The sequence below is a fragment of the Pseudomonas sivasensis genome, from assembly GCF_021391435.1.
Classification (GTDB): Bacteria; Pseudomonadota; Gammaproteobacteria; order Pseudomonadales; family Pseudomonadaceae; genus Aquipseudomonas; species Aquipseudomonas sivasensis.
Genome location: NZ_CP090029.1, coordinates 2,894,363 through 2,920,513, shown reverse-complemented (window position 1 = coordinate 2,920,513; position 26,151 = coordinate 2,894,363). Strand labels below are relative to the sequence as shown.

The 26,151-nt window shown below is 61.2% G+C and carries 22 protein-coding genes; 15 read left to right on the top strand and 7 right to left on the bottom strand.

The annotated features are described in order from the left end of the window. Nucleotides 1–64: 64 nt before the first annotated feature. From LRO94_RS13000 to LRO94_RS12960, 9 genes are all read left to right on the top strand, one after another. On the top strand, nucleotides 65–1,360 hold the full coding sequence (locus tag LRO94_RS13000) for an MFS transporter (RefSeq protein ID WP_095184993.1): 1,296 nt from the start codon (nucleotides 65–67) through the stop codon (nucleotides 1,358–1,360). A 16-nt stretch (nucleotides 1,361–1,376) separates the two neighbouring features. Continuing rightward, the gene (gene rhmD, locus LRO94_RS12995) at nucleotides 1,377–2,561 is read left to right on the top strand and encodes an L-rhamnonate dehydratase (RefSeq protein WP_095184994.1); all 1,185 of its coding nucleotides are present in this window, start codon (nucleotides 1,377–1,379) and stop codon (nucleotides 2,559–2,561) included. 10 nt (nucleotides 2,562–2,571) lie between these two features. After that, a complete protein-coding gene (locus tag LRO94_RS12990) occupies nucleotides 2,572–3,372 on the top strand; it encodes an aldolase/citrate lyase family protein (RefSeq protein WP_099602830.1) in 801 nt (266 codons plus the stop codon). 10 nt (nucleotides 3,373–3,382) lie between these two features. Further along, a complete protein-coding gene (aldA, locus tag LRO94_RS12985) occupies nucleotides 3,383–4,816 on the top strand; it encodes an aldehyde dehydrogenase (RefSeq protein WP_179179121.1) in 1,434 nt (477 codons plus the stop codon). Nucleotides 4,817–4,885: 69 nt separating this feature from the next. Beyond that, entirely contained in the window at nucleotides 4,886–5,761 is an 876-nt protein-coding gene (locus LRO94_RS12980; RefSeq protein WP_122754017.1) for an amidohydrolase family protein, read from the top strand. Further along, nucleotides 5,761–6,081: an L-rhamnose mutarotase gene (rhaM, locus tag LRO94_RS12975; protein WP_179179122.1), complete on the top strand. Its 321-nt coding sequence runs from the start codon at nucleotides 5,761–5,763 to the stop codon at nucleotides 6,079–6,081. The genes LRO94_RS12980 and rhaM overlap by 1 nt, the downstream gene beginning before the upstream one ends. Nucleotides 6,082–6,120: 39 nt before the next feature. Then, complete coding sequence (gene rhaT, locus LRO94_RS12970) at nucleotides 6,121–7,179, top strand: L-rhamnose/proton symporter RhaT (protein ID WP_032891118.1); 1,059 nt, start codon at nucleotides 6,121–6,123, stop codon at nucleotides 7,177–7,179. Between the two features lie 28 nt (nucleotides 7,180–7,207). Next, complete coding sequence (locus LRO94_RS12965; RefSeq protein WP_179179123.1) at nucleotides 7,208–7,978, top strand: SDR family NAD(P)-dependent oxidoreductase; 771 nt, start codon at nucleotides 7,208–7,210, stop codon at nucleotides 7,976–7,978. Between the two features lie 125 nt (nucleotides 7,979–8,103). After that, nucleotides 8,104–9,426 carry a carbohydrate porin gene (locus LRO94_RS12960; RefSeq protein WP_179179124.1) on the top strand — a complete coding sequence of 441 codons (1,323 nt, stop codon included), beginning with the start codon at nucleotides 8,104–8,106 and terminating at the stop codon, nucleotides 9,424–9,426. Between the two features lie 21 nt (nucleotides 9,427–9,447). Here LRO94_RS12960 and LRO94_RS12955 read toward each other — a convergent pair whose 3' ends face one another. Beyond that, nucleotides 9,448–10,893: a mechanosensitive ion channel family protein gene (locus LRO94_RS12955; protein ID WP_032891115.1), complete on the bottom strand. Its 1,446-nt coding sequence runs from the start codon at nucleotides 10,891–10,893 to the stop codon at nucleotides 9,448–9,450. 169 nt (nucleotides 10,894–11,062) lie between these two features. Further along, nucleotides 11,063–11,929 carry a pirin family protein gene (locus LRO94_RS12950; RefSeq protein WP_032891114.1) on the bottom strand — a complete coding sequence of 289 codons (867 nt, stop codon included), beginning with the start codon at nucleotides 11,927–11,929 and terminating at the stop codon, nucleotides 11,063–11,065. A 180-nt stretch (nucleotides 11,930–12,109) separates the two neighbouring features. Here LRO94_RS12950 and LRO94_RS12945 point away from each other — a divergent pair, with 180 nt between their 5' ends. Then, nucleotides 12,110–12,853 carry a response regulator gene (locus LRO94_RS12945; RefSeq protein ID WP_032891113.1) on the top strand — a complete coding sequence of 248 codons (744 nt, stop codon included), beginning with the start codon at nucleotides 12,110–12,112 and terminating at the stop codon, nucleotides 12,851–12,853. A gap of 20 nt (nucleotides 12,854–12,873) precedes the next feature. Next, complete coding sequence (locus LRO94_RS12940) at nucleotides 12,874–14,193, top strand: ATP-binding protein (protein WP_179180076.1); 1,320 nt, start codon at nucleotides 12,874–12,876, stop codon at nucleotides 14,191–14,193. On the opposite strand, the gene LRO94_RS12935 is transcribed toward LRO94_RS12940, so the two are convergent. Beyond that, nucleotides 14,190–16,127, bottom strand: a complete 1,938-nt coding sequence (locus tag LRO94_RS12935; RefSeq protein ID WP_122681667.1) for a TonB-dependent receptor domain-containing protein — start codon at nucleotides 16,125–16,127, stop codon at nucleotides 14,190–14,192. The genes LRO94_RS12940 and LRO94_RS12935 overlap by 4 nt on opposite strands. A gap of 78 nt (nucleotides 16,128–16,205) precedes the next feature. After that, a complete protein-coding gene (locus LRO94_RS12930; RefSeq protein WP_179179125.1) occupies nucleotides 16,206–17,411 on the bottom strand; it encodes an MFS transporter in 1,206 nt (401 codons plus the stop codon). 101 nt (nucleotides 17,412–17,512) lie between these two features. Here LRO94_RS12930 and LRO94_RS12925 point away from each other — a divergent pair, with 101 nt between their 5' ends. The 4 genes from LRO94_RS12925 to LRO94_RS12910 all read left to right on the top strand — a co-directional run bounded on the left by LRO94_RS12925 (nucleotide 17,513) and on the right by LRO94_RS12910 (nucleotide 22,959). Next, complete coding sequence (locus LRO94_RS12925) at nucleotides 17,513–18,619, top strand: efflux RND transporter periplasmic adaptor subunit (RefSeq protein WP_099602823.1); 1,107 nt, start codon at nucleotides 17,513–17,515, stop codon at nucleotides 18,617–18,619. A gap of 2 nt (nucleotides 18,620–18,621) precedes the next feature. Further along, the gene (locus tag LRO94_RS12920; protein ID WP_032891108.1) at nucleotides 18,622–21,705 is read left to right on the top strand and encodes an efflux RND transporter permease subunit; all 3,084 of its coding nucleotides are present in this window, start codon (nucleotides 18,622–18,624) and stop codon (nucleotides 21,703–21,705) included. A 151-nt stretch (nucleotides 21,706–21,856) separates the two neighbouring features. Next, nucleotides 21,857–22,243 carry a hypothetical protein gene (locus tag LRO94_RS12915; RefSeq protein WP_032891106.1) on the top strand — a complete coding sequence of 129 codons (387 nt, stop codon included), beginning with the start codon at nucleotides 21,857–21,859 and terminating at the stop codon, nucleotides 22,241–22,243. Nucleotides 22,244–22,545: 302 nt separating this feature from the next. Then, on the top strand, nucleotides 22,546–22,959 hold the full coding sequence (locus LRO94_RS12910) for a hypothetical protein (protein ID WP_179179126.1): 414 nt from the start codon (nucleotides 22,546–22,548) through the stop codon (nucleotides 22,957–22,959). Between the two features lie 96 nt (nucleotides 22,960–23,055). Here the strand turns inward: LRO94_RS12910 and LRO94_RS12905 are convergent, their stop codons facing one another. The 3 genes from LRO94_RS12905 to LRO94_RS12895 all read right to left on the bottom strand — a co-directional run bounded on the left by LRO94_RS12905 (nucleotide 23,056) and on the right by LRO94_RS12895 (nucleotide 26,128). Next, nucleotides 23,056–24,285, bottom strand: coding sequence for a M20/M25/M40 family metallo-hydrolase (locus LRO94_RS12905; protein WP_032891104.1), 1,230 nt, complete (start codon nucleotides 24,283–24,285; stop codon nucleotides 23,056–23,058). 44 nt (nucleotides 24,286–24,329) lie between these two features. Further along, on the bottom strand, nucleotides 24,330–25,388 hold the full coding sequence (locus tag LRO94_RS12900; protein WP_179179127.1) for a diguanylate cyclase: 1,059 nt from the start codon (nucleotides 25,386–25,388) through the stop codon (nucleotides 24,330–24,332). A gap of 107 nt (nucleotides 25,389–25,495) precedes the next feature. Continuing rightward, a complete protein-coding gene (locus LRO94_RS12895) occupies nucleotides 25,496–26,128 on the bottom strand; it encodes a LysE family translocator (RefSeq protein WP_032891099.1) in 633 nt (210 codons plus the stop codon). Between the last annotated feature and the right edge of the window lie 23 nt (nucleotides 26,129–26,151).

The following is a 26,151-nucleotide window of genomic DNA, read 5'->3' as shown; positions in this document are numbered from 1 at the left end:
TTTGTAGCGTATTGCTCGGCCGCCGTACAGTCCGTTCCATAAGAACAAAACAACGGACTCCATCATGAAAACCCTGCCCGCGCCCCTGCTCGCCAAGATTTCCTGGCGACTGCTGCCCTTCCTGCTGCTGATGTACATCATGGCGTTTCTTGACCGTGCCAACGTCGGCTTTGCCAAACAGGCCTTCCAGGCCGATACAGGCTTGAGCGATGCCGCGTTTGCCTTCGGCGCCGGTGTGTTCTTCGTCGGCTACGCGCTGCTGGAAGTGCCGAGCAACCTGATCCTGCACCGTGTCGGCGCCCGCCTGTGGATGTGCCGCATCATGGTCAGTTGGGGCCTGATTTCGGCGGCGATGGTGTTTGCCCATAACGAAACCAGCTTCTACGTGCTGCGTTTTTTGTTGGGCGTGGCCGAAGCCGGATTCTTCCCCGGCGTGATCCTCTATCTCACCTACTGGTTCCCCCAGGCCGTGCGCGGCAAGGCCATGGGCTTCTTTTACTTCGGCGCCCCCCTGGCATTCATTGTCGGCAGTCCGTTGTCCGGCCTGCTGCTGGAGATGGACGGTTTCGGCGGTATTCACGGCTGGCAATGGCTGTTCGCCGTGGAAGGTTTGATGGCCAGCGCCGTGGGGATCTGGGCCTACTGGTACCTGGACAACCGCCCCGCCGACGCCAAGTGGCTGAGTGTGGATGAACGCCAGCAAATCCAGACCTTGCTGGACACGGAAGACCAACACAAAACCTCCCACGGCCGCAGCCTGCTCAACGTGCTGTGCCAGCCGTCGGTGCTGTACCTGTGCCTGGTGTATTTGCTGATCCAGGCCAGCGTGTACGGCGTGGTGTTTTACCTGCCAACCCAAGTGGGCGGCCTGCTCGGCACCAAGGTCGGCTTGATGGTTGGGCTGGTCTCGGCGATTCCCTGGATCTGCGCACTGTTTGCCGCCTGGTGGATTCCCGGTTATTCCGACCGCACTGGCGAACGCCGCCGCACCGCTTGCCTGACCTTGTTGATGGCCGCCGCCGGTATTGCTTGCTCGGTGACCTTCGCCAACCCGCTGCTGGGTATGCTCGCCTTGTGCTTTGCCGCCTCGGGTTTTATCGCGGTGCAGCCGGTGTTCTGGACCTTTCCTTCCAGCTACCTGGCCGGCAGTGCCGCTGCTGCGGGCATTGCGCTGATCAACTCATTCGGTGCCCTCGGCGGCTTCATCGCGCCGGTCATCAAGCACTGGGCCGAAGGCGCCTTCCATTCTCCGGCAGCCGGTTTGTACCTGCTGTCCGCCACCACGGTACTGGCTGCATTGCTGGTACTGGGCATCCATTCACCCGGCCGCACTGCATCGAACACGCCGGCCACTGTTTAACGTCAGGAGTCACACCATGGGTCATCTCACCATCAAACACGTGCGCGCCTTTGTATTGCGAGGCGGCGGCGCCGATTACCACGATCAGGCCGACGGCCACTGGATCGACGATCACATCTCGACGCCCATGAGCAAATACCCCGAGTACCGCCAGAGCCGCCGCAGTTTCGGCATCAACGTACTCGGCACGCTGGTGGTGGAGATCGAAGCCAGCGACGGCACTGTCGGGTTTGCCGTGACCACTGGCGGCGAACCGGCGGCGTATATCGTCGAGAAACACCTGGCGCGCTTTATCGAAGGCGCCCGCGTCACTGATATCGAAAAGATCTGGGACCAGATGTACCAGTCCACCCTCTACTACGGTCGCAAGGGCCTGGTGATCAACACCCTCTCCGGCGTCGATCTGGCGTTGTGGGACTTGCTCGGCAAAATCCGCCAGGAGCCCGTGCATCAGTTGCTCGGCGGTGCGGTACGCGACGAATTGCAGTTCTACGCCACCGGCGCCCGCCCGGACTTGGCGCAGAAGATGGGTTTTATCGGCGGCAAGATGCCCCTGCACCACGGCCCCAGCGAAGGCGAAGAAGGCCTGCGCAAAAACCTCGAACAATTGGCCGACATGCGCGAAAGGGTCGGCCCGGACTTCTGGCTGATGCTCGATTGCTGGATGAGCCTGGACCTCAACTACGCGACCAAACTCGCCATCGGTGCCCATGAACACGGGCTCAAATGGATCGAAGAAGCCCTGAGCCCGGACGATTACTGGGGCTACGCAGCCCTGCGCAACAATGTGCCCAAGGGCATGCTGGTGACGACCGGCGAACACGAAGCCACTCGTTGGGGCTTCCGCATGCTGCTGGAAATGGGCTGCTGCGACATTATCCAGCCGGATGTCGGCTGGTGCGGCGGCCTCACCGAGCTGGTGAAAATCTCGGCCTTGGCCGATGCCCATAATGCGATGGTCGTGCCCCACGGCTCGTCGGTGTACAGCTACCACTTCGTCGCCACCCGCCATAACAGCCCGTTCGCCGAATTCCTGATGATGGCGCCGAAGGCCGATGAAGTGGTGCCGATGTTCCACCCGCAACTGCTCGGCGAACCGGTACCGGTGAATGGCCGCATGCGCTTGTCGGTGCTCGACAAGCCCGGTTTCGGCGTAGACCTGAACCCGGATTGCCAACTGCACCGTCCGTACAATCGCTGAGGAAAACGCCATGAATATGCCCCGTAATGGCTTCAAGGCTGCCCTGGCCAAGGACGCCACCCAATACGGCATCTGGGCCGGTTTCGCCACCGGCTACGCCGCCGAGATCGTCGCTGGCCTCGGTTATGACTGGATGCTGATCGACGGTGAACACGCGCCCAATACCGTGCCCAGCGTGCTCAACCAACTGCAGACGGTGGCGCCCTACGCTACCGCGCCGGTGGTACGCGCGGTGAATGGCGATGCCAGTCTGATCAAGCAACTGCTCGACGTCGGCGCCCAGACGCTGATGATCCCCATGGTGGAAACCGCCGAACAGGCTCAAGCCCTGGTGCGCGCCATGCGTTACCCACCCCATGGCGTTCGCGGCGTCGGCGGCGGCTTGACCCGCGCCACCCGCTGGGATGGTGTAACGAACTACCTGCAAACCGCCCACGAGGAGCTGTGCCTGATCGTCCAGGTCGAATCACGCCTGGGCGTGGAAAACGTCGCCGCCATTGCCGCCGTGGAAGGCGTGGACGCAGTGTTTATCGGCCCCGCCGACCTCTCCATCGGCCTCGGCCACGCCGGTAACCCCGGCCATCCCGAAGTTCAGGAACGCATCAAGTACGCGGTGGACGCCACCCTCGCCGCCGGCAAAGTCAGCGGCATCCTGGCGCCCAACGAAGACGACGCGCGCCGTTACCAAGCCTGGGGTTGCCGTTTTATCGCAGTGGCCATCGACATCAGCCTGTTACGCCAGAGCGCGTTGGCCACCCTCGCACGCTATCGCCCGGTTGCCGACGCGCCCACACCATCACGTACTTACTGAGGAGCTGCCCATGTCATCCGTTCCCGTGTACCAGAACTTCATCAATGGCCGCTTCGTCCCCAGCGAAGCCCATCTGGATGTACTCAATCCGGCCAGCGGCGCCTTGCTGTCCAAGGTGCCCGCCTCTACCGCCGCTGACGTCGACCACGCCCTCGCTGCGGCGCGCGGTGCGCAAAAAGCGTGGGCGCGCAAGCCGGCCATCGAACGCGCCGGGCACTTGCGCCGCATCGCCGCCAAGCTGCGGGAAAACGTCGCGCACCTGGCGCGTACCATCACCCTGGAACAGGGCAAGGTCACTGGCCTGGCCGAAGTCGAAGTGAATTTCACCGCCGACTACCTCGACTACATGGCCGAATGGGCGCGGCGCATTGAGGGCGAGATCATCACCAGCGATCGGCGCGACGAAAACATCTTCCTGTTCCGCAAACCCTTGGGCGTAGTGGCCGGCATCCTGCCGTGGAATTTCCCGTTCTTCTTGATCGCCCGAAAACTGGCCCCGGCGTTGCTCACCGGCAACACCATCGTGATCAAGCCCAGCGAAGAAACCCCGAACAACTGCTTTGAGTTCGCCAAGCTGGTGGCCGAGACCGACCTGCCCGCCGGTGTGTTCAACGTGGTCTGCGGCGACGGCCAGGTCGGCGGCGCACTCACCGCCCATAAAGGCGTGGACATGATCAGCTTCACCGGTAGCGTCGCCACCGGTTCGCGCATCATGGCCGCCGCTGCGCCAAACATCACCAAGCTCAACCTGGAACTGGGCGGCAAGGCTCCGGCCATCGTGCTGGCAGACGCCGACCTGGAGCTGGCAGTTAAAGCCATTCGCGACTCGCGCATCATCAATACCGGGCAAGTGTGCAACTGCGCGGAGCGGGTATACGTGGAGCGCAAGGTCGCCGCCCCGTTCATCGAGCGCATCAGCGCGGCCATGTCAGCCACGCGCTACGGCGACCCGATGGCCATGGCCGACGCGGAAATGGGCCCACTGATCAACCGCCAGGGCCTGGAAAACGTCAACCGTAAGGTGCGCACCGCACTGAGCCAGGGTGCCACGCTGATCAGCGGCGGACAGATTGCCGACCTCGGCGCGGGCTTTCACTTCCAGCCGACCGTATTGGCCGGGTGCCGCGCCGACATGGAGATCATGCGCGAAGAAATTTTTGGCCCGGTGCTGCCGATCCAGATTGTCGACGACCTCGACGAAGCCATCGCCATGGCCAATGACTGCGACTACGGCCTGACCTCATCGATCTACACCCGCGACCTCGGCAAGGCCATGCACGCGGTGCGCGAGATCGACTTTGGTGAAACCTACGTCAACCGCGAAAATTTCGAGGCCATGCAGGGCTTCCATGCCGGGGTGCGTAAATCCGGGATCGGCGGCGCCGATGGTAAGCATGGCCTGTACGAATACACCCATACCCATGTGGTGTACCTACAGAGCTGAGGTGGTGAAGCGGGCCCGTGCGCGTTAGCGTGCTGGCCCTTCCTGAGAAAATCCCACAAGGATTGCGCAATGCCTCTGATGCCTTACAGCGGCCCCATCATCGATAGCCACTTGCACCTGTTCGACCCGCGTCGCCCCCAAGGCATTCCGTGGCCCGAGCCGGGCAATCAGCTGTATGCCGCCCATTTACCGAGCGATTATTGGGCCTTGGCCAGCTCACACAATGTGGTCGGTGCCATTGCTGTGGAAGCCAGCCCATGGCGTGACGACAACCGCTGGTTGCTCGAAACCCTACGCAGCGACCCGCGTATGCTCGGGTTCGTTGGCAATCTGGACCCGCTGCACGCCGACTTCGCCGCCGACCTCGATGCCCTGGCGCAAGAGCCGCTGTTCCTCGGCTTGCGCTACGGCAACCTGTGGGACCGCGACCTGCTGCAGGACCAGACGCGCCCCGGTTTTATCGACGGTCTGCGCCAACTGGCCGCCTGTGGTCGGGGCCTGGACAGCGCCAACCCGAACCCGCGTTTGATCAAGGGTTTGTTGCACCTCAGCGATACGCTGCCCGAGCTGCGCATCATCGTCGACCACTTGCCCAATGCTCAGGTGCCGGCCGGTGAAGAGGCGGCGTATCACGCCGACCTGTTGCGCCTGGCGCAGCGGCCGAACGTGTTCGCCAAACTCGCGGAAATCCCACAGCTCGGCCCCCAAGGTCTGATCGTCGATACGGCGTTCTACAACGACCGCCTGGCGGTCTTATGGGAGGCGTTTGGTGACGAGCGCTGCTTCTTCGGCAGCGACTGGCCCAACAGCGATCACCTGGCCGATTTCGCCACCACCCTGGGGCTCGTAAAAAGCTGCATGGCAGACAAATCCGAGGCGGTGCAAGGCCAGTTTTTTCTGCACAACGCAGTGCGTATCTATACCCCGACCCATGGAGCGCCGTGATGCAGACCCGTGCCTTTCGCATGAACCTCAACCCGGGCCAGGCCGATGAATATCGCCGACGCCACGACGAAATCTGGCCGGAGCTGGCCCAAGCCCTGCTGGACGCCGGCGTGGTGGACTACCGGATTTTTTTTGACGAGCCCACCAACACGCTGTTCGCCGTCCTCACCCATGAAGACGCCCACGGCCTGGATGAGCTGCCCGGCACCGCGCTGATGCAACGCTGGTGGACTTACATGCAGGACATCATGCCCAGCCACGCGGATGCCTCGCCGATCAGTGTCGACCTGCTGCCCATGTTCCACCTGGCCCGCCCCTGATCTAACTGACCCACACAACAATAAAAAGGATTCGACTACGTGGAAATCATTCTCCTCGGTGTGATTCTGCACTTCATCGGCGGCTTCGCCTCCGGCAGTTTTTACATCCCCTACAAGAAGGTCCGCGGCTGGGCCTGGGAAAGTTATTGGATCACCGGCGGCCTGGTGTCCTGGTTGATCGTGCCGCTGATCGCCGCGCAACTGACGGTGCCGGGCTGGGTGGACATTCTGCGCAATGCCGACACCAGCACGCTGCTGTGGACCTATATGTTCGGCGTGTTGTGGGGCATCGGCGGGCTGACCTTCGGCCTGACCATGCGCTACCTGGGCCTGTCCTTGGGCATGTCGCTGATCATGGGCCTCACCTCGGCCCTCGGAGCGTTGATGCCGGCGCTGTACCGCGACCTGTTCACCGATGCAACCGAAGGCACCTTGACCTCGATGCTGGCCTCCCAGGGCGGGCATTGGGTGTTATGGGGCGTGGCGGTGTCGCTGGTCGGTATCGCAGTGTGCGGCAAGGCTGGATTGATCAAGGAACGGGAAGTGTCCCAGGCGGTGAAGTTCGCCAGTGTCAGCGAATTTTCCCTGGGCAAGGGCATGCTGGTGGCAGTGATTTCCGGGGTGCTCAGCGCCTGTTTCAGCTACGGCATTTCTGCCGGACGCCCGCTGGCCGCCGCGGCGGTGGAACATGGCGCCAACAGCCTGTTCCAGAACAACGTGACCTTTATGGTGATCATGTGGGGCGGCCTGACCACCAACGGCATCTGGTGCCTGTGGCTGAACTGGCGCAACCGTACCTTCCATAACTACACCGATCGCAGCACGCCGCTGCTGGGCAACTACCTGCTGGTGGCCATCGCCGGCACGCTGTGGTTCTTGCAGTTTTTCTTCTACGGCATGGGCGAAAGCCGCCTGCAGAACGACGCCAGTTCCTGGGTGCTGCACATGTCATTCATCATCATCGTGTCCAACTGCTGGGGCCTGTATTTCCGTGAATGGCACGGCACCAGCGCCGCTAACAAGGGCGTACTGGTGGCCGGGATCGCGGTGATCCTCGGCGCCATCGCCATGGTCGGTTACGGCAATTACCTCGGCTGATACCGCTAATTTTTGAAGGAGTGTTTTTATGTTGCTTGCAGACAAAACCGTGATCATCACCGGCGCCTCCCGTGGCATCGGCCGCGCCGCCGCCCGTGAATGTGCGCGCCAGGGCGCCCGTGTGGTGATCGGCCACAGTGGCAGTGGCCAAGGCACCGAGGCGGCGTATTCGCTGATTGAAGAGATCAAGGCGTTTGGCGGCCAGGCCGTTGAAGTGGGAGGCGATGCGGCCGACCCGGACACCGGCGACAAGCTGGTGGCCGGCGCCGTGCAAGCCTTCGGCAGAGTCGACGTGTTCGTCAACAACGCCGGCATCTGCCCGTTCCATTCATTCCTGGATATGCCCCGCGAGGTCTATCTGAAAACCGTCAACACCAACCTCAACGGCGCCTACTTCGCCGTGCAGGCGGCGGCCAACCAAATGAAAAACCAGGGCCGTGGCGGCGCGATCATTGCCGTCAGCTCCATCAGCGCGCTGGTCGGCGGCGGCATGCAAACCCACTACACGCCGACCAAGGCTGGCCTGCATTCGTTGATGCAGTCCTGCGCAATTGCACTGGGGCCCTATGGCATTCGCTGCAACTCGGTACTGCCGGGGACCATCGCCACCGACATCAACAAGGAAGACCTGGCCGACGAGGAAAAGCTCGCCTACATGACCTCGCGCACGCCGCTGGGTCGCTTGGGCGAACCGGATGATGTGGCTGGGCCGATCGTGTTCCTCGCCTCGGACATGGCGCGCTATGTAACCGGCGCCTCGTTGCTGGTGGATGGCGGGTTGTTCGTTAACCTCCAGTAAAGCCGCACCCTCTCAAACACCCAAGAACCAATGTGGGAAGGGACTTGCTCCCTCCCACAGGGGGTCTCTGTGTGCCTGAAATTTGTGTTGTACCTGATAAAAACAACAATCCCAGGAGTACTTCCATGCGCACCACCCTCCCCCTGGCCCTGCTCTGCAGCGCCATGTCCACCTGTGCCTTCAGCGCCGGCCTGCTCGATCCCAACTCCCCGGCCATGCTCGGCGACTGGAGCGGCCTGCGCCCCCAATTGGCCGAACAAGGCTACGACTTCACCCTCAAATACGTCGGCGAAGTCGGCTCCAACCTCGGCGGTGGCTACAACTCCCACACCACCGCGCGCTGGAGCGACCAGTTGATCCTGGGCGTGAACATGGACCTGCAAAAACTCCTCGGCTGGCAGGACGCGACCTTTCGCATCGGCATCGGCGAGCGCCATGGCAAGGACATCACCAACGACCGCGTGCACCAACCCAACGCCACGGGCCTGACGTCCACCATGGAAGTGTTCGGCGGCGGCAACGCCTGGCGGCTGTCGCAGTTCTGGTACGAGCAAAAGTTCTTCGACCGGAAATTAGCCCTCAAACTCGGTCGCTTCGGCCATGGTGAAGACTTCGATCAGTTCCCCTGCGAATTCCAGAACGTCACCCTGTGCGGTTCCCAGGAAGGTAACTGGAACGGCGTGTGGAACAGCTTCCCGATCAGCCAGTGGGCAGTGCGCGCCAAGTACCAATTCACCGTTGAGTTCGCCATGCAGGTCGGCGCCTACGACAAGAACCCTGGCAACGCCGAGGCCAGCAATGGCTTCAAACCGTTTATCAGCGGCTCCCAGGGCACCAGTTTCCCTATCGAAGCCATCTGGAAAGGTCAGATCCAAGGCCTGAATTCGGAGTACCACGCCGGTTACTACTACGCCAACGCCGACACCAAGGACATGCTCAAGGACGCCGACGGGAACTACGCTGCCAGCTCGAAAAAGCCCTATCGGATGTATTCCAGCAACAGCGGCTGGTGGCTGTCGGGCCAGCAACAATTGACCACCGTCGACGGCAACAGCAAGCGCGGGCTCAACGTATTCGCCAACCTGACGGTGAATGACCCGGACAAAAGCGTGATCAAGAACTTGATCCAAGTCGGCCTGATCTACCGTGGCCCGTTCGATTCACGCCCGAACGACACCATCGGCCTTGGCGCGTCGAAGTTGCAGGTCAGCGACCGCTATACCCGCAACACGCAGACGCTCAACGCGGCCAATGGCGTCAGCGATATCGACGATCCGCTTTACGTGCCCGAGCAGCGCCGCGAGTACAGCTACGAGATCAACTATGGCGTGCAGGCGACCCAATGGCTGATGGTGCGGCCTAACCTGCAATACGTGAAATACCCCGGCGGGCTCACACAAACCAGCGGCGCGGTGGTCGGTGGCGTGCAGTTTATTGTTGATTTCTAGATACCCGTGCCAGCGCGCCCCTCAAAGACCGCGCTGGCGAAGCCATTGCAAAAAGCCCTTCTTGACCGGTACCACTGGCGCGTCTTGGGTCAGCACCTGAGCGGCGTGCAAGCGGAAATCCAACAGGGTTTTCATGGCGTCGGCGATGTCGTGCCGCGCGTCCAGGCACGGCGTCAGGTACGCCTTCTCGATGCGGTACAACGTGCAGAACGTCTTGGCGGTGAAGTCCGCCAAGGCCGCTTGCTCAGTCAGAATCCCCGCTTCGCCGATCACCTCGCCGGGGCCCATGCGCCCGGCTTCGAACGCGTGGCCGCCCTTGATCAGCATCACCGACACCACACCCGACTCGACGATAAACAAATGATCGCTGACCTCCCCCGCCGGCAGGATCATCTCGCCGGCGCGATAGGTGTGCAGGGTCATGTTCTGGCTGAAGGTGTCCTTTTCCTCCTGGCGCAAAGTGGAGAAAATCGACGAACTGTCCAACAGTGCCCGCGCCGGAGAGGTCGGCACTGGGGTCGCGCTTTCGACGGCGGACAACAGGCTCACGCCCGCTGCCTGCAGGTGCCGGAACGCCAAGTCGTAGAGTTGGTTGCGCACTTCGCGCTTGAGGGTCATGGTCGGCACGAACCCGCTGATTTCATACTCCACGCCGCCACTGGCGGAAGTCTTGAACGCCACACTCGGCGCCGGTTTGGCCAGCAGCGGACGGCAACCCTGCATGGCCCGCTCCAGCGCTTCGATCACCGTTTGCGGCCGTGCATGGGGGCTGACCTGCAGGCTGACCGCCAGGCCAAACATATCCGCCGGACGCGAAAAGTTGATGATCTTGGCCTTTGCCGCCAGGGAGTTGGGAATCACCGCCATGCTGCCCTGGGAGGTTTGCAGGCGCGTGGCGCGCCAGTCGATGTCCGTGACCCGGCCTTCAGTGCCGTCGATGGAAATCCAGTCATCCAGTTGATAGGGCTTGGTGGTATTGAGCACGATCCCGGAAAACACATCACTCAAGGTGCTTTGCAACGCCAGGCCGACAATGATCGCCACCGCGCCGGACGTGGCCAACACGCCCTTGACCGGCAGATCGAGCACATAGGCCAGCGCGGCAATGATCGCGATCAGGAAAATCACCGCGCCCATCAAATCCTGCAACAGCCGCCCGGTGTGGCCAACCCGCTGCATCATCAACGCACCGAGCAACACCGTCAGCGTACGCGCCGCGAACAACCACCAACCAATCTGCAGCGCCGTGGCGGCCATGTGCAACGCGGTGTTGTCGGCGTAGGGCGCGACGAGCATGGGATTCATACCGTCGTTGAACAGCACGGCACTGAAGACTGCAAAGATCACCAACCGCGCTGCGAGTTTCCAATTAGCCAGGTTGGCGGAGATAAGTCGCCACACGGCGATGTCGATAAGGATCAGCGCCAGGGCGCACAGCATCGGGTGATCGGAGATAAATGAGGGCATCCAGGCGACTCCAGGGCGAATGACGGGAAGATCGCATGAATTGAGAACACTGGAAAACAAAATGTAGAAGCCGGCTTGCCAACGAAAGTATCGACTCGGTGTGCCAGGGACACCACGGTGATGCTATCGCCGGCAAGCCGGCTCCTACCCTTTTGTTTACGGCTAACTGTCAGGCATGCATCTGCCCAAATTTACCCGATTGGAAATCCGCAAACGCCTGATGAATCTCCTGCTCGGTGTTCATTACAAACGGCCCGTGCCCCACGATGGGCTCGTCAATCGGTTCGCCGCTGAGCAGCAGCACCTTGGCGGCGTCGTTGGACTCCAGGACCAGTTGCGTGCCATCGCGCTCAAACAACGCCAGTTGGCCTTGGCGCGCGACTTCTTCGCCATTGACCAGCACGGTGCCGCGCAGGATCACCAGAGCGGTGTTGCGCCCGGCGTGCAAGTCCAGGGTCACGGGCTTGCCGGCGTTAAGACGCAGGTCCCACACGTCAATCGGCGTGAAGGTGCGTGCGGGCCCTTTGGCGCCGTCGAACGCTCCGGCGATCAGGCGAAGGTGCCCGGCGTCATGGGGCAGCGCAAGCACGGGAATATCGCCATCGACAATGGTCTGGTAACCGGCGTCGGCCATTTTGTCCTTGGCGGGCAAGTTGACCCACAGTTGCACCATCTCCAGCGCGCCGCCTTTACGGGCGAACGCTTCGGAGTGGAATTCTTCATGGAGAATGCCTTTTGCGGCCGTCATCCATTGCACATCGCCGGGGCCGATGGTGCCGCCTGCGCCGGTTGAATCGCGGTGCTCGACTTCACCGTCGTAGACGATGGTCACGGTTTCAAAGCCGCGATGGGGGTGTTGGCCTACGCCGCGACGTTGTTCGGTGGGGGAAAATTCGGCCGGGCCGGCGTGGTCCAGCAGCAGGAATGGGCTGATGTGTTTGCCCAGGTTGTCGTAGGAAAACAGTGTGCGCACCGGGAAACCGTCGCCGACCCAGTGGGCGCGAGGGCTGGTGTAGATGCCGATGAGTTTTTTCATGGTGATCCTCCAAAGTGCATACACCTTAAAACCGATAACAATTGAGCGGTAGACGGCTAAAACACCCTAGAGCGTCCTACTGATGGAACGGAGTACCAGTGCCCCACCATAAAAACCGCGTTAATGATAATGACTCGTAGTAATATCCGCCCTCTCCCGCTCAACCTCCCGAGGGCTGCAATGCCGTTTGCCCCTGCGCCTGTCGCACCGCGCGTGCTGGTGGTGGATGACCACCGCAAAATCCGCGAACCCTTGGCCACTTACCTGCGTCGCCACACCTTCGATGTGCGCACCGCCGAAGACGCGGCAGGCATGTGGCAATTGCTCAAGACCCAGGCGTTCGACGTCGTAGTGCTCGACGTGCTGCTGCCGGATGGCGATGGTTTCGAGCTGTGCAACCAGTTGCATCGGCGCAGCAATACCCCCGTGATTCTGTTGACCGCCCGCGATACCGCCGCCGACCGCATCCGCGGCCTGGACCTCGGCGCGGACGATTACGTGACCAAGCCCTTCGAACCCCGCGAACTGGTCGCACGCATCAACAGTGTGCTGCGCCGCCAAGGCCGCAACACCGGGCCGGCCGCGCCCAGCGGTGGCCCACAGGCTTATCGGTTCGCTGGCTGGCAGTTCAGCGTGAGCAGCGCCACGTTGTGCCGCGACGCCAGCCCGGCAATCCAGCTCAGTACAGCGGAAAGCCGTTTGCTGCAGGTGTTCCTTGCCCACCCCAATACGTTGCTGCCCCGCGAACGTTTGATCGACCTCACCGCTGCCGCCGACAGCGACGTCAGCGACCGCGCCATCGACCGCCAGGTCAGCCGCCTGCGCCGCAAGTTGGCCCACGGCGATGCCACGCCGGACCTGCTGCGCACTATCTGGGGCGGCGGCTATCTGTTGGCGGCCGAGGTCAGTGAATGCGCGCCCTGAACAGGCTGTGGCCGCGCACCCTGGCGCGGCAATTGAGCCTGTTGTTGCTGCTGGCCTTGCTCGCATCCAACGGCATCGCGATGTTGTTTTTGCAACGCACCGGCAGCCTGATCCACCCACTGTCGCGCAGTTTCAGCCTGGAGCGCCTAGGGATTGCCCACCACACGGCAATCGACCTGACGCCCACTGAAACCGAGCACCTGCTGGCCGGGATGAGCCACGACGACACGCGCTTCTGGATTGCACCGACGCCCGAAGTGGCGCCGTTTGAACTGCGCCCGGAGGAGCAGCGACTGGCCAGTGAGCTGCGTCGCCAATTGCACCTGGATGACGCGGCCGCCATCGGCATGCAGTTGGAACGCATCAGCGGTGCCGACGCCCGCACCCATGTGTTCAGCCCCGCCGGCTGGGCGCCGTTGCGCTTGCGCAGCAGCGTGCCACTGCCGAACGGTACCTATCTGAATGCCGTGCAATACCCCGCCGGCGCCTATGAATGGGGCCGCGTGCTGGCCTACAGCCTGCCGGTGACAACGCTGCCAGTGCTGCTGATCGTGATGTTTTTCATTGCCCGCGTGGTGCGCCCGATCAAGACCCTGGCCCAGGCCACGGAGCGCGTCAGCCGTGGTGAATGGATCGCTCCGCTGCCGGAAATCGGCCCACAGGAAGCCCGCGACCTCACTGCCGCTTTCAACACCATGCAGGCCAATCTTGCCCGGCACGTCGAAGGCCGTACGCGGATGCTTGCAGCGGTCAGCCACGACCTGAACACGCCGATCACCGAACTGCGCCTGCAAGTGGAATTGCTGGAGCCCGGCGACGCCCGGGATGACATGCTCGAAAGCCTCGCGCAATTGAGTGCGATGGTGCGTGAAACCCTGAGTTTTGTGCGCGATGACGCGGTGCAGGAAGCGACCGCCACGATGTCGATGAGCGGCCTGTTGGATGACCTGGCCAAGCGTTATCAGCGCATGCGGCAACCTGTCAGATGGGCGGGTGCGCCACACCTGATGCTGACCTGCCGGCCTCTGGCGCTCAAGCGCGCGCTGACCAACGTGATCGACAACGCCCTGCACCACGCTGGGGATGCCCACCTGAGCTTGATCCAGGAAGATAACGGCTGGCTGCGCATCGAGGTGCTCGACCACGGCCAAGGCTTGCCCGAGGCCTGGCTGGACAAAGTCTTCGAACCCTTTGTGCAACGCGGCGTCAGCGACGGTGGCGTGGGGTTGGGCCTGGCGATTGCACGTTCGTGCATCCAGGCCCATGGCGGCGAACTGGTGTTGCAGAATCGCCCACCGGCCGGCCTGTGCGCGGTGGTGCGATTGCCGGCGGCACTTTAGAAGTTGAGCGTGGCACCCATCCACAGCGTACGACCGTAGTTCACCGTGCCGTAGGTTTCATCGTCCAAACGCTTGTCGGTGAGGTTGTTGAGGGAGGCGTTGAGGGTCAGCGAGTCGCTCACGTCGTAGGAGCCGCCCAGGTCGGCGGTGGTGTAGCCCGGTGCGGGTTCGTCGGTGATGGTGTTGCCGGTTTCTTCGCCGTAGTAACTCAGCGACGCCCAGGCCTGGGTGCGGTCGTTGATGCTCCACTCGGTGCGCACATTGGCTTTCTGCTTCGGCGTGAGAGCCAATGGTGCACCTTTGTTGGCGCCGCTCTTCTGCTCGGAATCGGTGTAGGTGTAGTTGGCCTTGAGCAGCACGCTGGCGTTGATATCCCATTGGCCGTTGAGCTCGACGCCCTGGATGATCGCTTTGTCGACGTTGACCCGTTCCATGATGGTGTAGCCGTTCCAGCGCTGGTCGGTGGTGACGGTAGACAGCTTGTCCTGGAAGTCGTTGTAGAACAGCGTCACGCCGCCCGACAGGTCATCGCGGTTGCTCCACAGCGCAGAGACTTCGTAGTTGGTGCTGGTTTCGGGCTTGAGGTCCGGGTTGCCGAACATCACGAAGCGGTTGCGGCGCAGGTAAGCGTAATCCTCGACCACGGCACGCAGTTCCGGCGCCTTGAAGCCACGGGCGATGCCGCCCTTAAGGGTCCACTGATCGGTGGCGCGCCACACGCTGTAGATCCGCGGGCTCAGGTGCGCGCCGTACTCTTCGTGCTCATCCAGACGCAGGCCGGTGGTCAAGGCGAAGCTGTCGGTGACTGACCATTCGTTTTCGGCGAACAGGGCTTTTTGCACCACCGAGAATTTATAGTCGACGCGATCACCCAGGCCCTGGTTCCAGTCGGTCAGCTCGCTTTCGTTCCATTGCACGCCCACGGTGCTGACGTTATGGGCGGTGGGCACCACCAGTTTGGCGTCGAATACGGTGTTCTTGATTTCGGGTTTGCGCCCGTAGATATCGGTCTGGGCCGGGGTGGCCTTGCCTTCGCGGGTCGAGGTTTCCTGGGACAGGGCGATGTCCGAGGTTGCCCAGCCCCAGCGGCCTTGATGGGACAGGGACCAGTGATCGCGGTTGTTTTCCTGCTCGCGAGTGGCCCAGTTGGCGCTCATGCCGTCGCCGTTCTTCAGGCGCGTGGCACCCGCTTCCAGCAGGATGTCGTGGTCAATATTAGGAGTGAAAGCCAGGCGCGCGGTGAGGTCGCGGTGGTCGGCCTTGCTGAAGCCATTGGTCTGTTCGATGTCATCGTCGGCCTGGCGATCGAGGTAACGGCCCCACACCTGCAAGCCAAGGAAATCTTCCTTGAGCGGGCCGCTGAGGTAGAACTGCGTCTGGCGCGCATTGCCCTGGTCGCTGTGCTGGCGGGCTGAGTAGTCATAGCCGATGGAGCCGCCCCAGGTCGGCGAGACCTTGCGGGTGATCACGTTGATCACACCGCCGATCGCATCCGAGCCGTACAGCGACGACATCGGCCCCCGCACCACTTCGATCCGCTCGATGGCGGCGGCTGGTGGTACAAAGCTCTGTTCATAGCCACTGTTGCCGTTGACCCGTGACTCCCGCGCGCTCTGGCGTTTGCCGTCAACCATGATCAAGGTGTAATCGGCCGGCATGCCACGGATGGAGATGTCGGTTTCATTCGCCCCACCGTTGACCGTCACGCCCTCCACATCCCGCACCGCGTCGCCGAGGTCGCGGTAGGACTTGCGGCGCAATTCCTCGCCGTCGATCACCGTCACCGAGGCCGGCGCATCCTCCACACTCTGGGCATAACCGGCGGCCGTCACCACCACGTCGTTGAGTTCCAGGGCAACAGGTTCGTCGGCATGGGCGCTGAAGCTGCTGGCGACCAGCAGAGCCAGGGGCGTAACGCGAAAGGCAGGAAGCATGGGCGTAGACCTTAGGATTAGACTCAAAAGAGAATCGTAATCATCTAGCCCCGATTAAATTGGACAAAGTGTGACAGCTCAAGCCACCGGCACCAGCGCCACACGCCGTTCACGCAGTAGATGAAACGCCACAAACGCCATCACCGCAAAACCCGCCTGGATCATGATCATCGGTAAGGCACTGCCGTCGCGCAGTTGGCTCAGCAGCAGGCCACTGCAGGTGGCGCCGAACATCTGCGCAAAGCCCATCAGGCCTGCCGCCAACCCGGCTCGGTGCGCGTTGGGCATCACCCCGCCCGTGACCGCGCCGGGCAACACCAGCCCGCCGCCGAGCGTCGCCAGGGCAATGGGAATATCCAACCCCAACACCGATAAGCCGAACAGCCCGTAAATCACCGCCGCCAACACCCCGCCGAGGGCTACCAGCGTCACCCCCATCGCCACAATCCGCTGCGCCCCCAGGCGTAGGATATTGCGCCGGGTGTAGGTGGACCCGACGATCAGCATCGAGACGATCACGCCAAAATTGATGCCGTACTCCAGGCTGCTTAAGCCGAGCAGGTTGATAAACACCGCAGATGATCCGGCAATCACCGCGAACATCGCGCCGTAAGTGCACGCCAACGCCACGGCGAATGCGCGGTATGGGCGGCCCTTGAGCAAATCCAGGTACTGCCCGCCGAGGGTGCGCCAGTGGCCGGCCTTGGGGTCGAGGTAAGGGTTGCTTTCGCGAAAGAACAGCAGCACCAGCAGCAACACCACACTGCCGATCACCAGCGCCAGTAGGATCGGCGCACGCCAGCCCACCACGTTGATCAGCAGTCCGCCGACCATTGGCGCGACGACGATTGCGTAGAGCATGCCAATCATCGTCAGCGCCAGGGCCGGCCCCGCTTCGACCTTCCACACATCGCGCACCACCGTGCGCGCCAACACCAGCGCCGCACAGGCGCCGAGGCCTTGCAGCACGCGGGCGGCGATAAATTGATGCATGTCGCTGACCAGCAGCATCGACATAGTCGCCATCACATACAGCACTAACCCGCCGATCAATACCGGACGCCGGCCGATGCGATCCGACAATGGCCCAAACAGTAATTGCCCCAGTCCAAACGCTGCGACAAAGGCAGACAGCGCCATCAGTGCCGACCCCGACGGCGCCACCAGCGCCTGCTCAATGGCGCCGAGGCCGGGGATGATTAATTGGGTCGAGACTTCGCCGAGTGCCGTTAAGGCCACCAGTAGCAACAGCAAGCTTCGCGACGGAACCGGGGCATTCGACATGGGGATTATCCGGGGCTGGCTTAATTTATATTTCGACCATAATATGCGTAAAAAATTATGTCCATAATTTTTTGCCCACTGGTCAGCCCCTGGAGCCCGACATGAACCCTCTTCCCCTGCGTCTTTTCTCGCCCCTGGCTTTGCTGATGATCCTCAGCGGCTGTAACAGTCAGGCCGACACCGCCGCCCAAGCGCCCCAACCGCGCCCGGTACTCGTCGCCAAGGTCGAAGCTGCCGGCACGCAACAAAGCGCCTACACCGGTGTGGTCGCGGCGCGTACGGAAAGCGACTTGGGCTTTCGCGTCAGTGGCAAGGTGATCGAGCGCAAGGTCGATCCCGGCCAGCATGTCTCTCGTGGCGACACCTTATTGGTACTGGATATCGGCGACTTCGAGTTGGCCTTGCGCTCGGCCAAGAACCGCGTGAATGCCGCCCAGGCACAACTGCGCCAGCGCCGCGATGATGCCAACCGCTATGAACGCCTGGCGAGTACCGGTGCTGTGTCGCGGCAGATATTCGACCAATCGGCGACCAACCTGCGCGTCGCCGAAGCGGAATTGGCCTCGGCCCAATCCGACGCCAGCCAAATCGAGAACCGCCGCACTTACTCAGTGCTCAAGGCCGACGGCGACGGCATCATCACCGACGTACGCGTCGACCGCGGCCAGGTGGTCGCCGAAGGGCAGATCGTCGCGCGCCTGGCCCGTGATGGCGCCCGCGAAGCCATCGTTAACCTGCCGGAAAACCAGCGCGACCTGGCCTCGCAAAAAGCTCTGGCCTTCCCGTTCGGCGCCCCTGACCAGGCGGTAACGGCCACGCTGCGCGAACTCTCCGCCAGTGCCGATCCCGTCACTCGTACGTACCGCGCGCGCTATGTGCTGCACGGCGCCGTCGACCGCTTCGCCCTCGGCTCAACCATCACCGTGCGCCTTCAAGGTAACGGCCAGATGCAACAGACCCGCGTGCCCATTGGTGCGCTGCACGATACAGGGCAAGGCACCGGAGTGTGGGTGGTCGGCGCCGATAACACAGTCGCCTTTGCCCCCGTCAACGTCGCCAGCCTCGGCCAGGAAGATGCCCTGCTCAACAGCGGCGTGAACCCGGACACCGTCATCGTCGCCCTTGGCGCCCACCTGCTGCACAGCGGGGATGCGGTGCGCCTGCTGCCCGCCCAGGCGCTGGCCCTCAACCGCAAACAGGACCAATGAGCATGCGCGGCATCAACCTCTCTGAACTAGCGGTCAAGCACCGTGCGGTCACGTTGTTCCTGATCATTGCGATCCTTGCCGCCGGCATTTTCTCGTTCGGCAAACTGGGGCGAGCCGAAGACCCGTCCTTCACCGTCAAGGTGATGACCATCACGGCCGCCTGGCCCGGCGCCACTGCCCAGGAAATGCAGGAGCAAGTCGCCGACCGCCTGGAAAAACGCCTGCAGGAGTTGGATTACTACGACCGCGTCGAGACCATCGCCCAGCCAGGTTTTGTGTCGATGCGCATGACATTCCTCGAATCCACCCGCCCCGGCGAGATTCAGGACTTGTTCTACCAGACCCGCAAAAAGCTCAGCGATGAAGCGTCGAGGCTGCCCAAGGGAGTGATCGGACCGTTTTTCAACGATGAATATTCCGATGTGTACTTTGCGCTGTACGCCCTGGAGGCCGAACACCTGCCCCATCGCCAGCAGGTGCAAATGGCTGAAGAGCTGCGCCAGGGTTTCCTCAATCTGCCGGGGGTGAAGAAGGTCAATATCCTCGGCGAGCAGGCCCAGCGGATTTTCGTCGAGTTTTCCTATGAGCGCCTCGCGACCCTGGGCATCAAACCCGACCAGATCTTCGCCGCCCTCGCTGCGCAAAACGCTGTGGCGCCGTCGGGCTTTGTGGAAACCGCCGGTGCCCGCGCCTATATCCGTATCGACGGTGCCTTCGACAGCCTGGCGCTGATTGAAAACGTGCCCCTGGAAGTCAACGGCCGACTGCTGCGCATTGCCGATGTGGCGACCGTCAACCGAGGTTATGAAGACCCGCCCAGCTACCGTATCCGCCATCAGGGCGACCCGGCGCTGATGCTCGGTGTGATCATGGAGAAACACTGGAACGGCCTGGAACTGGACAAGCTCCTCAAGGACCAGGAAGCCCGGATCCAGGCAGACCTGCCACTGGGCGTGAACTTCGCCAAGGTCTCCGACCAGGCGAAAAACATCAGCCTGGCGGTCAATGAATTCATGCTGAAATTCTTCGTCGCCCTCGCAGTGGTGATGATCATCAGTCTGTTGGCCTTGGGCTTTCGCGTGGGCCTGGTGGTGGCGGCGGCAGTGCCACTGACGTTGTCCATAGTGTTCGTGATCATGCTGGTCACTGGGCGTGAGTTCGACCGCATCACCCTCGGCGCGCTGATTATCTCCCTCGGCCTGCTGGTGGACGACGCGATCATCGCCATCGAGATGATGGTGGTGAAACTGGAAGAAGGGTTTGACCGCATCCACGCCGCCACTTACGCCTGGAGCTCCACCGCCGCGCCGATGCTGACCGGCACACTGGTGACCATCATCGGCTTTCTGCCGGTAGGATTTGCGCGCTCGGCCGCCGGGGAATACGCCGGCAATATCTTCTGGATCGTCGGCTTCGCGCTGATTTCATCGTGGCTGGTGGCGGTGGTGTTCACCCCGTACCTGGGCGTCAAGCTATTGCCGAACATCAAACCGGTGCCCGGTGGCCACGACGCCATCTATGCCGGGCGCTACTACCAGAAACTGCGTGCGGTAGTGGAGCTCTGCGTGCGCAGGCGCTGGTTGGTGACCGGGCTGGTGGTGACGGCGTTTGTGCTGTGCGGACTGGGCATGGGGGTGGTGAAGAAGCAGTTCTTCCCCAACTCCGACCGATCCGAGCTGATTCTGGAGGTGTACATGCCGCCCGGCAGCGCCTTCAAAAGCACTGAGGCAGTCGCGGCGCAACTGGAAAAAGCGCTGATGCAAGAACCCCAGACGAGCATGGTCGACACCTACGTGGGCGGCGGCGCGCCACGGTTTTTCCTGTCGCTGAACCCTGAATTGCCCGATCCGGCTTTCGCAAAACTGATCGTGCAGACCCCGGACTCCCACGCACGCGATGCCCTCAAACTGCGCATGCGTGAGCGTATCGCGGCAGGCGAATTCCCTGCGGCGCGGGTGCGCGTCACGCAATTGCTGTTCGGTCCACCGGTGCCCTTCCCGGTGGTATTCCGTGTGTCCGGCCCGAATCTGGAAGTGCTGCGCGGCTTGTCAGAAGACGTGCGCAAAGTCGTCGCCGCTAACCCGTTGACCAAGGACGCCTTCCTCGATTGGGGCGAGCGCACCAGCGGTTATCGCCTGGTACTCGATCAAGACCGCCTGCGCCTGCTGGGCTTCACGCCCAACGAGGTCAAGTCCCAGCTCAACGCCCTGCTCAGCGGCAACCCGATCACCGAGGTGCGTGAAGGCAACCGCACCGTGTCCGTGGTGGCCCGCGCCCAGGGCAACCAACGCGAGAACCTCGGCAACCTCAACAACATGACCCTGACCAACAGTGCCGGCACCTCAGTGCCGCTGGCCCAGGTCGGGCATTTCCAAGCGGTGATGGAAGAGCCGATCCTCAAGCGCCGTAACCGAGCGACCACCGTGGAAGTGCGCGCCGACATCATCGACGGCGTGCAACCGCCCGACGTCGAAATGGCGGTCTACAAAGACCTGCAACCGCTGATCGCCAAGCTGCCAGCCGGCTATCAACTCAACATCGGCGGACCGGTGGAAGAAAGCGCCAAGGCCAACGTCGCCCTGGCCGCACTGTTTCCGATCATGATCCTGCTGACCCTCACAGTGATCATGTTCCAGGTGCGCTCCTTCGGCGTGATGTTCATGGTCTTCGCCACCGCGCCCTTGGGCTTGATCGGGGCTGTGCCGACGCTGCTGCTGTTCAATCAGCCGTTCGGGTTCAACGCGATATTGGGGCTGATCGGCATTGGCGGCATTCTGATGCGCAACACATTGATCTTCACCGACCAGATTCGCCAGAACCAGGAACACGGCATGGCGATTCGCGAAGCCATCGTCGAAGCCACGGTGCGACGTGCCAGGCCCGTGATCTTGACCGCACTGGCCGCGGCGCTGGCGTTCATTCCGCTGACGTTGTCGGTGTTCTGGTCATCCCTGGCCTACGTGCTGATCGGCGGAGTGCTGGTGGGCACCGTGTTGACGCTGCTGTTTTTACCAGCGCTATGCAGTTTGGTACTGGGGCGGCAGAAGATAAAAGCTGTCGAAACTTCCCACGCAAGCGCCGGATAAGCGCTACTCCCCGCTGCGAAAAACGCCTGCAAAGTCCCTCGCCTGAATACACAGTGCGAGGGATTGCAGATGGTTTTTTTCGTTAAGGCCCTGATTATTGCGACGACTCCTCCAAGGGATACACACTATTGCACCCCCAGAGGGAACACCCATGAAGTCACGTGAAATAACCATTATCAATAACGGTATACGTGAATGCGCAGTCGTCGAATACGCGGGAGGAAAGCCAACGCTTAGTCTATTACTAAGTAATGGCGAACGGAAAACGTACACCGCATTAGACCTGTTCGAAAGCTTTGGCTTATTGAGAGCAGACTTGAAAGATATTAGATTTTTGTGCAAAGGCGCAAAAATCAATGTTCACACGTCTGGAATGTCTTCACAGATGTCGAATGGTCTTGTCGCCTACGAGATGACTATGGGAAACCCTGATGGTGAACTCACCAGTATTTTTGCTTATGAGGAAAGCGACCTCACCAACGATATTCAGGAGCAACGCGATTTCTGCCAGCGCTGGTCCGAGTCAATTAAAGACTAAAAGCCCCAACCCCTGTGGTGAGCAGGCTTGCCCTGCGCAGGGCAAGCCTGCTCACCACAGGGGTTCACTCATTAAAATGAACCCTTTGCGTGGCAGTCCGAGCTTGAGGGAGGTGGTTACTTCAGTTTCCGGGATTAAATTATTCGCGCAAACCCGTATCAGGTATTTCTCGATCTGCTCAAACGAAAAAATTCGCTGCCTATCATAAAAATTTGACCCTGAAGACATTTCGGACTTAACACCTTTTAAGTACGGCGGTAGTTATTTAGGACATTCAGCGCCTAACCCAAACAGGAAATAAAATGAACGCGCAAGTGATAAAAGTAGTCATCGGCGAGCAGAAATTGGAGGTCACGGTAAGATACGACCTCGACAAACGGGTAATGACATTTTCTGAAGCCGATAACTTTAATAAGGTTTACCGTGAAAAAGACATTTATGCTTGCTTTGCTAAAGTCAGAACCGATTTCCCTCATATCGTATTTCTCTGCAAGGGCGCAAAGATAAACGTTATGCCATCGAGGATGGCGTCTCAAATGAGTGCCGGGCTTGTCGCCTATGAAATGACACTGGGCAAACAGGCATCTCGTGAAGACATCGTTCATATATTCGACTATGAGGAAAACAATCTTACGAACAACCCAAAAGAGCAAATCGATTTTTTTAAAATGTGGTTGGCGTCCTTAAATTCGCAAGACTATGAAAAATTCAACTGAGCGTTTTTCCATCTGGCCACTCACATTTCAGGTATCGCAGCCACTCTCTGGTGAGCAGGGGTTCACCGATCAAAATGAACCCCGTACCGGGTCAAATCACCGCTTCGCCAACTCCATAATCATCCGACTCAACAAGTAAACCCGAGGCGCCACGCTCTCCACCTCCGCGTACTCGTCCGCCGTATGGATATTGCCTCCCACAATCCCAAACCCATCCAACGTCGGCGTCCCTACCCCGGCTGACAAACTCGCGTCCGCCGCGCCGCCGCTGCCCTCAATCGTCAGCTTCTTACCCAACTCCCCATAAATTCCTTGGGCAATCGCTACCAACTTGTCCGACTCCGCCGTCTGCGGCATCGGCGGCAGGCCGCGTTTGAGGGTGGTGGTCACTTCGGTTTCCGGGATCAGTTTGTTCGCGGAAACCCGCACCAGGTCTTTCTCGATCCGATCAAACTCTTCCGGCAATGCCGCGCGGACATCTGCCTTGGCGGTGGCTTGGTCAGGAATCACGTTGGTGCGGTCGCCAGACTTGATTACGGTGAAGTTGATGGTGGTTTTCTTTTCTTCATCACCGAGCTTGCCCAGTTGCAGGATCTGATGCGCGGCTTCCATGGCGGCGTTGCGGCCCAGTTCGGGGGCGACGCCGGCGTGGGCGGCTTTACCTTTGACTTCGACCACCGCGGTGGCGCTGCCTTTGCGCCACACCACCAGGCCGTCGGCGGGGCGGCCGGGTTCCAGGTTCAGCGTGACGTCGTGGGCCTTGGCGGTGTTGCGAATCAGCTCGGAGGCGATGTCGGAGCCGGTTTCTTCGCTGGCGTCGAGGAGGAAGGTGATGCGCTCGTAGTCTTTGAAGCCCTGATTCTTCAGGACTTTGAGCGCGTAGATGCCGGCGACGATGCCGCCCTTGTCATCCATCACGCCAGGGCCATAGGCGCGACCGTCTTTGATATGAAACGGGCGCTCGGCCGCGGAGCCTTCCTTGAACACGGTGTCCATGTGGGCCATCAGCAGAATCTTCGCTTTGCCGGTGCCTTTGAGGGTCGCGATCACATGGCTACTGTTGGCGGCGGCATCCGGTATGCGTTCGATGTTGAAGCCCAACTGCTTCAACTCATCCACGGCAATGTCGCTGACCTGGGTCAGGCCCGGTCCGTAGCCGGAGCCCGAGTCGATATTCACCAGGCGCTCCAGCAGTTTCAGGGCCTCGGCCTTGTACTGTTCGGCATCCGCCTGGATCTGTTTGTGGGGTTCGGCGCTGTAGGCCGGAAGTGCGAAGGACAAGGCCAGCGTGGCGGCCAGGAGGGTACGGGGGAAGGCGAAGCGCATAGACCGATCCTTGTTTTTTGTTGAGGTGCAGCCACCCTACCCCACTAAACGGAGCGCAACCAACTCCCGTGCACCGCGCTGACACGGTTGCGCCCGCTGCTCTTGGCTTCATACAGGGCCTGGTCGGCATCGTTGAGCCAGCCGGTGGAGTCGACATGTTCCGGTTGATACCGCGACAGGCCGATGCTCAAGCTGGCACGCAGAGTTGGGTCCTGGGCGTACGCCAAGGCATTGAAGCGGTCACGCAAGGCATCCATCACTTCGGTGGCATGGTTGAGCGGCATTCCCGGCAGGATCACGCAGAACTCATCGCCGCCATAGCGCCCGGCCAGATCGGTGGCGCGCAGGTTCTGGCGCAGTATTTTGCTGAGTTGGCGCAGGACGATATCGCCCGTGACGTGGCCGTAAGTGTCGTTAATGGTCTTGAAGTGGTCGATGTCGATCAACGCAATCGCGGCGCCCTGCTGCTCGCGACGGCAGCGTTGGAACTCGATTTCCAGATGATCTTTCCAAGCGCCGTGGTTGAGCAGACCGGTCAGGCTGTCGGTGCGACTCAGGGCGAGTAATTCACGTTTGTGCTGGGACAGATTCACGGCCTGGCGGTAGCAGATCCAGCCAAGCGCCAGGGAATAGAGCATCAGAATCGGCAAGCATGCATAGACTTGAGCTTGGGTGGTCGTGGCTACAAAGGCCGGCGCGAAGATCAGCAACGAGGTGCCGATGCCAAGCGCTTGCGCCACCCACCCCGCCAACATAAGGCGCGGGCCGCCGAGGGCGACGTTGTTCATGGTCATCATCGACAGCGTGGTTATGCTGGGCAGTGGGTTGAAGTGCATGGCCCCAACCCAGAACCCGCCGCAGAACGAATCGAACAACACGTTGCGGTGTTCACTGCGCAGCATGTTGGCGGTTCGTAGAGACAGTCGGTACGCCAGATGAGGCCAGACGACGGCGTTAATCAGCATCCACGCCCATACCCACACAGAGGGGTTAAGTGGATACATGCCAAACACCACACACACCAAACCGAGCGTCAGCCCCAACGTGCGGGATTTATACAAGCGGGTAGCAAGCGGAAGTCCCTTTCCTCCGGCGGCTGGCATGGTTGGGTGTCATCCTGGATGAATGCCTGGAGTCTATCAGGGCGCCATTAATTCGCCACTACCACTCATAAGCTCATTCCACGGCGCAAATGCACGAGCCAAAGCGCTTAGTGAGAAAAGCCCCGGGCCAGCATCAACGCCACACCCAGCAGCAACACCGCCGTGACCCGCTGCAACAACACGCGGCGTTTGGGGTTTTCCAAGACGTGCTTGATGCGCTGGCCGAAGTAGCAATACAGACAGCCACTGGCAAATTGCAGCATCAGGAACGTCGCGCCGAGGATCGCGATATCCGCCGCCGAACTGTGCTCCCCTGCCCCGGCAAACTGCGGGAACACAGCGCTGAACATGATGATGGTCTTGGGGTTGGAAAACCCGGTCAGCAGCCCTTTGCCGAACAGGCTACGTGAGCCCTCCACGGCGCCGGCCTTGCCGATCGCCACACCGCTGCTGGTCCACTGCTTGTAGGCCAGGTAGAGAATGTAGGCCACACCGACAAACTGGATGGTCTGGGTAATGGCAAGGTTGCCCTTGATCAGCTCCGAGAAGCCCACGGCAAATATCAGGATCGAAATCAGGTAAGACACGCTGGCGCCGATCTGCGCCGGGATCGAGCTGCGCAAACCGTCCTTCAAGCCCAGGCTCAGCAGCAACAGGGTCATGGGGCCAGGGCTGAAAGTCATGGTGGCGCAGAACAGCAGGAAATAGAGAAACGAAGACAGCGTTAACGCAGTGGTCATGGGCCAGGGCCTTGAGTAGGTAG

What these genes read in the sequence shown, in the direction of transcription:
- LRO94_RS12945 (WP_032891113.1), top strand. Translation starts at nt 12,110, where the DNA reads ATGCCGTTTGCCCCTGCGCCTGTCGCACCGCGCGTGCTGGTGGTGGAT.
- LRO94_RS12950 (WP_032891114.1), bottom strand. Translation starts at nt 11,929, where the DNA reads ATGAAAAAACTCATCGGCATCTACACCAGCCCTCGCGCCCACTGGGTC.
- LRO94_RS12920 (WP_032891108.1), top strand. Translation starts at nt 18,622, where the DNA reads ATGCGCGGCATCAACCTCTCTGAACTAGCGGTCAAGCACCGTGCGGTC.
- LRO94_RS12960 (WP_179179124.1), top strand. Translation starts at nt 8,104, where the DNA reads ATGCGCACCACCCTCCCCCTGGCCCTGCTCTGCAGCGCCATGTCCACC.
- LRO94_RS12955 (WP_032891115.1), bottom strand. Translation starts at nt 10,893, where the DNA reads ATGCCCTCATTTATCTCCGATCACCCGATGCTGTGCGCCCTGGCGCTG.
- LRO94_RS12930 (WP_179179125.1), bottom strand. Translation starts at nt 17,411, where the DNA reads ATGTCGAATGCCCCGGTTCCGTCGCGAAGCTTGCTGTTGCTACTGGTG.
- LRO94_RS12980 (WP_122754017.1), top strand. Translation starts at nt 4,886, where the DNA reads ATGCCTCTGATGCCTTACAGCGGCCCCATCATCGATAGCCACTTGCAC.
- rhaM (WP_179179122.1), top strand. Translation starts at nt 5,761, where the DNA reads ATGCAGACCCGTGCCTTTCGCATGAACCTCAACCCGGGCCAGGCCGAT.
- LRO94_RS12905 (WP_032891104.1), bottom strand. Translation starts at nt 24,285, where the DNA reads ATGCGCTTCGCCTTCCCCCGTACCCTCCTGGCCGCCACGCTGGCCTTG.
- LRO94_RS12900 (WP_179179127.1), bottom strand. Translation starts at nt 25,388, where the DNA reads ATGCCAGCCGCCGGAGGAAAGGGACTTCCGCTTGCTACCCGCTTGTAT.
- aldA (WP_179179121.1), top strand. Translation starts at nt 3,383, where the DNA reads ATGTCATCCGTTCCCGTGTACCAGAACTTCATCAATGGCCGCTTCGTC.
- LRO94_RS12925 (WP_099602823.1), top strand. Translation starts at nt 17,513, where the DNA reads ATGAACCCTCTTCCCCTGCGTCTTTTCTCGCCCCTGGCTTTGCTGATG.
- LRO94_RS12965 (WP_179179123.1), top strand. Translation starts at nt 7,208, where the DNA reads ATGTTGCTTGCAGACAAAACCGTGATCATCACCGGCGCCTCCCGTGGC.
- LRO94_RS12935 (WP_122681667.1), bottom strand. Translation starts at nt 16,127, where the DNA reads ATGCTTCCTGCCTTTCGCGTTACGCCCCTGGCTCTGCTGGTCGCCAGC.
- rhmD (WP_095184994.1), top strand. Translation starts at nt 1,377, where the DNA reads ATGGGTCATCTCACCATCAAACACGTGCGCGCCTTTGTATTGCGAGGC.
- LRO94_RS12915 (WP_032891106.1), top strand. Translation starts at nt 21,857, where the DNA reads ATGAAGTCACGTGAAATAACCATTATCAATAACGGTATACGTGAATGC.
- LRO94_RS12910 (WP_179179126.1), top strand. Translation starts at nt 22,546, where the DNA reads ATGAACGCGCAAGTGATAAAAGTAGTCATCGGCGAGCAGAAATTGGAG.
- LRO94_RS12990 (WP_099602830.1), top strand. Translation starts at nt 2,572, where the DNA reads ATGAATATGCCCCGTAATGGCTTCAAGGCTGCCCTGGCCAAGGACGCC.
- LRO94_RS13000 (WP_095184993.1), top strand. Translation starts at nt 65, where the DNA reads ATGAAAACCCTGCCCGCGCCCCTGCTCGCCAAGATTTCCTGGCGACTG.
- LRO94_RS12895 (WP_032891099.1), bottom strand. Translation starts at nt 26,128, where the DNA reads ATGACCACTGCGTTAACGCTGTCTTCGTTTCTCTATTTCCTGCTGTTC.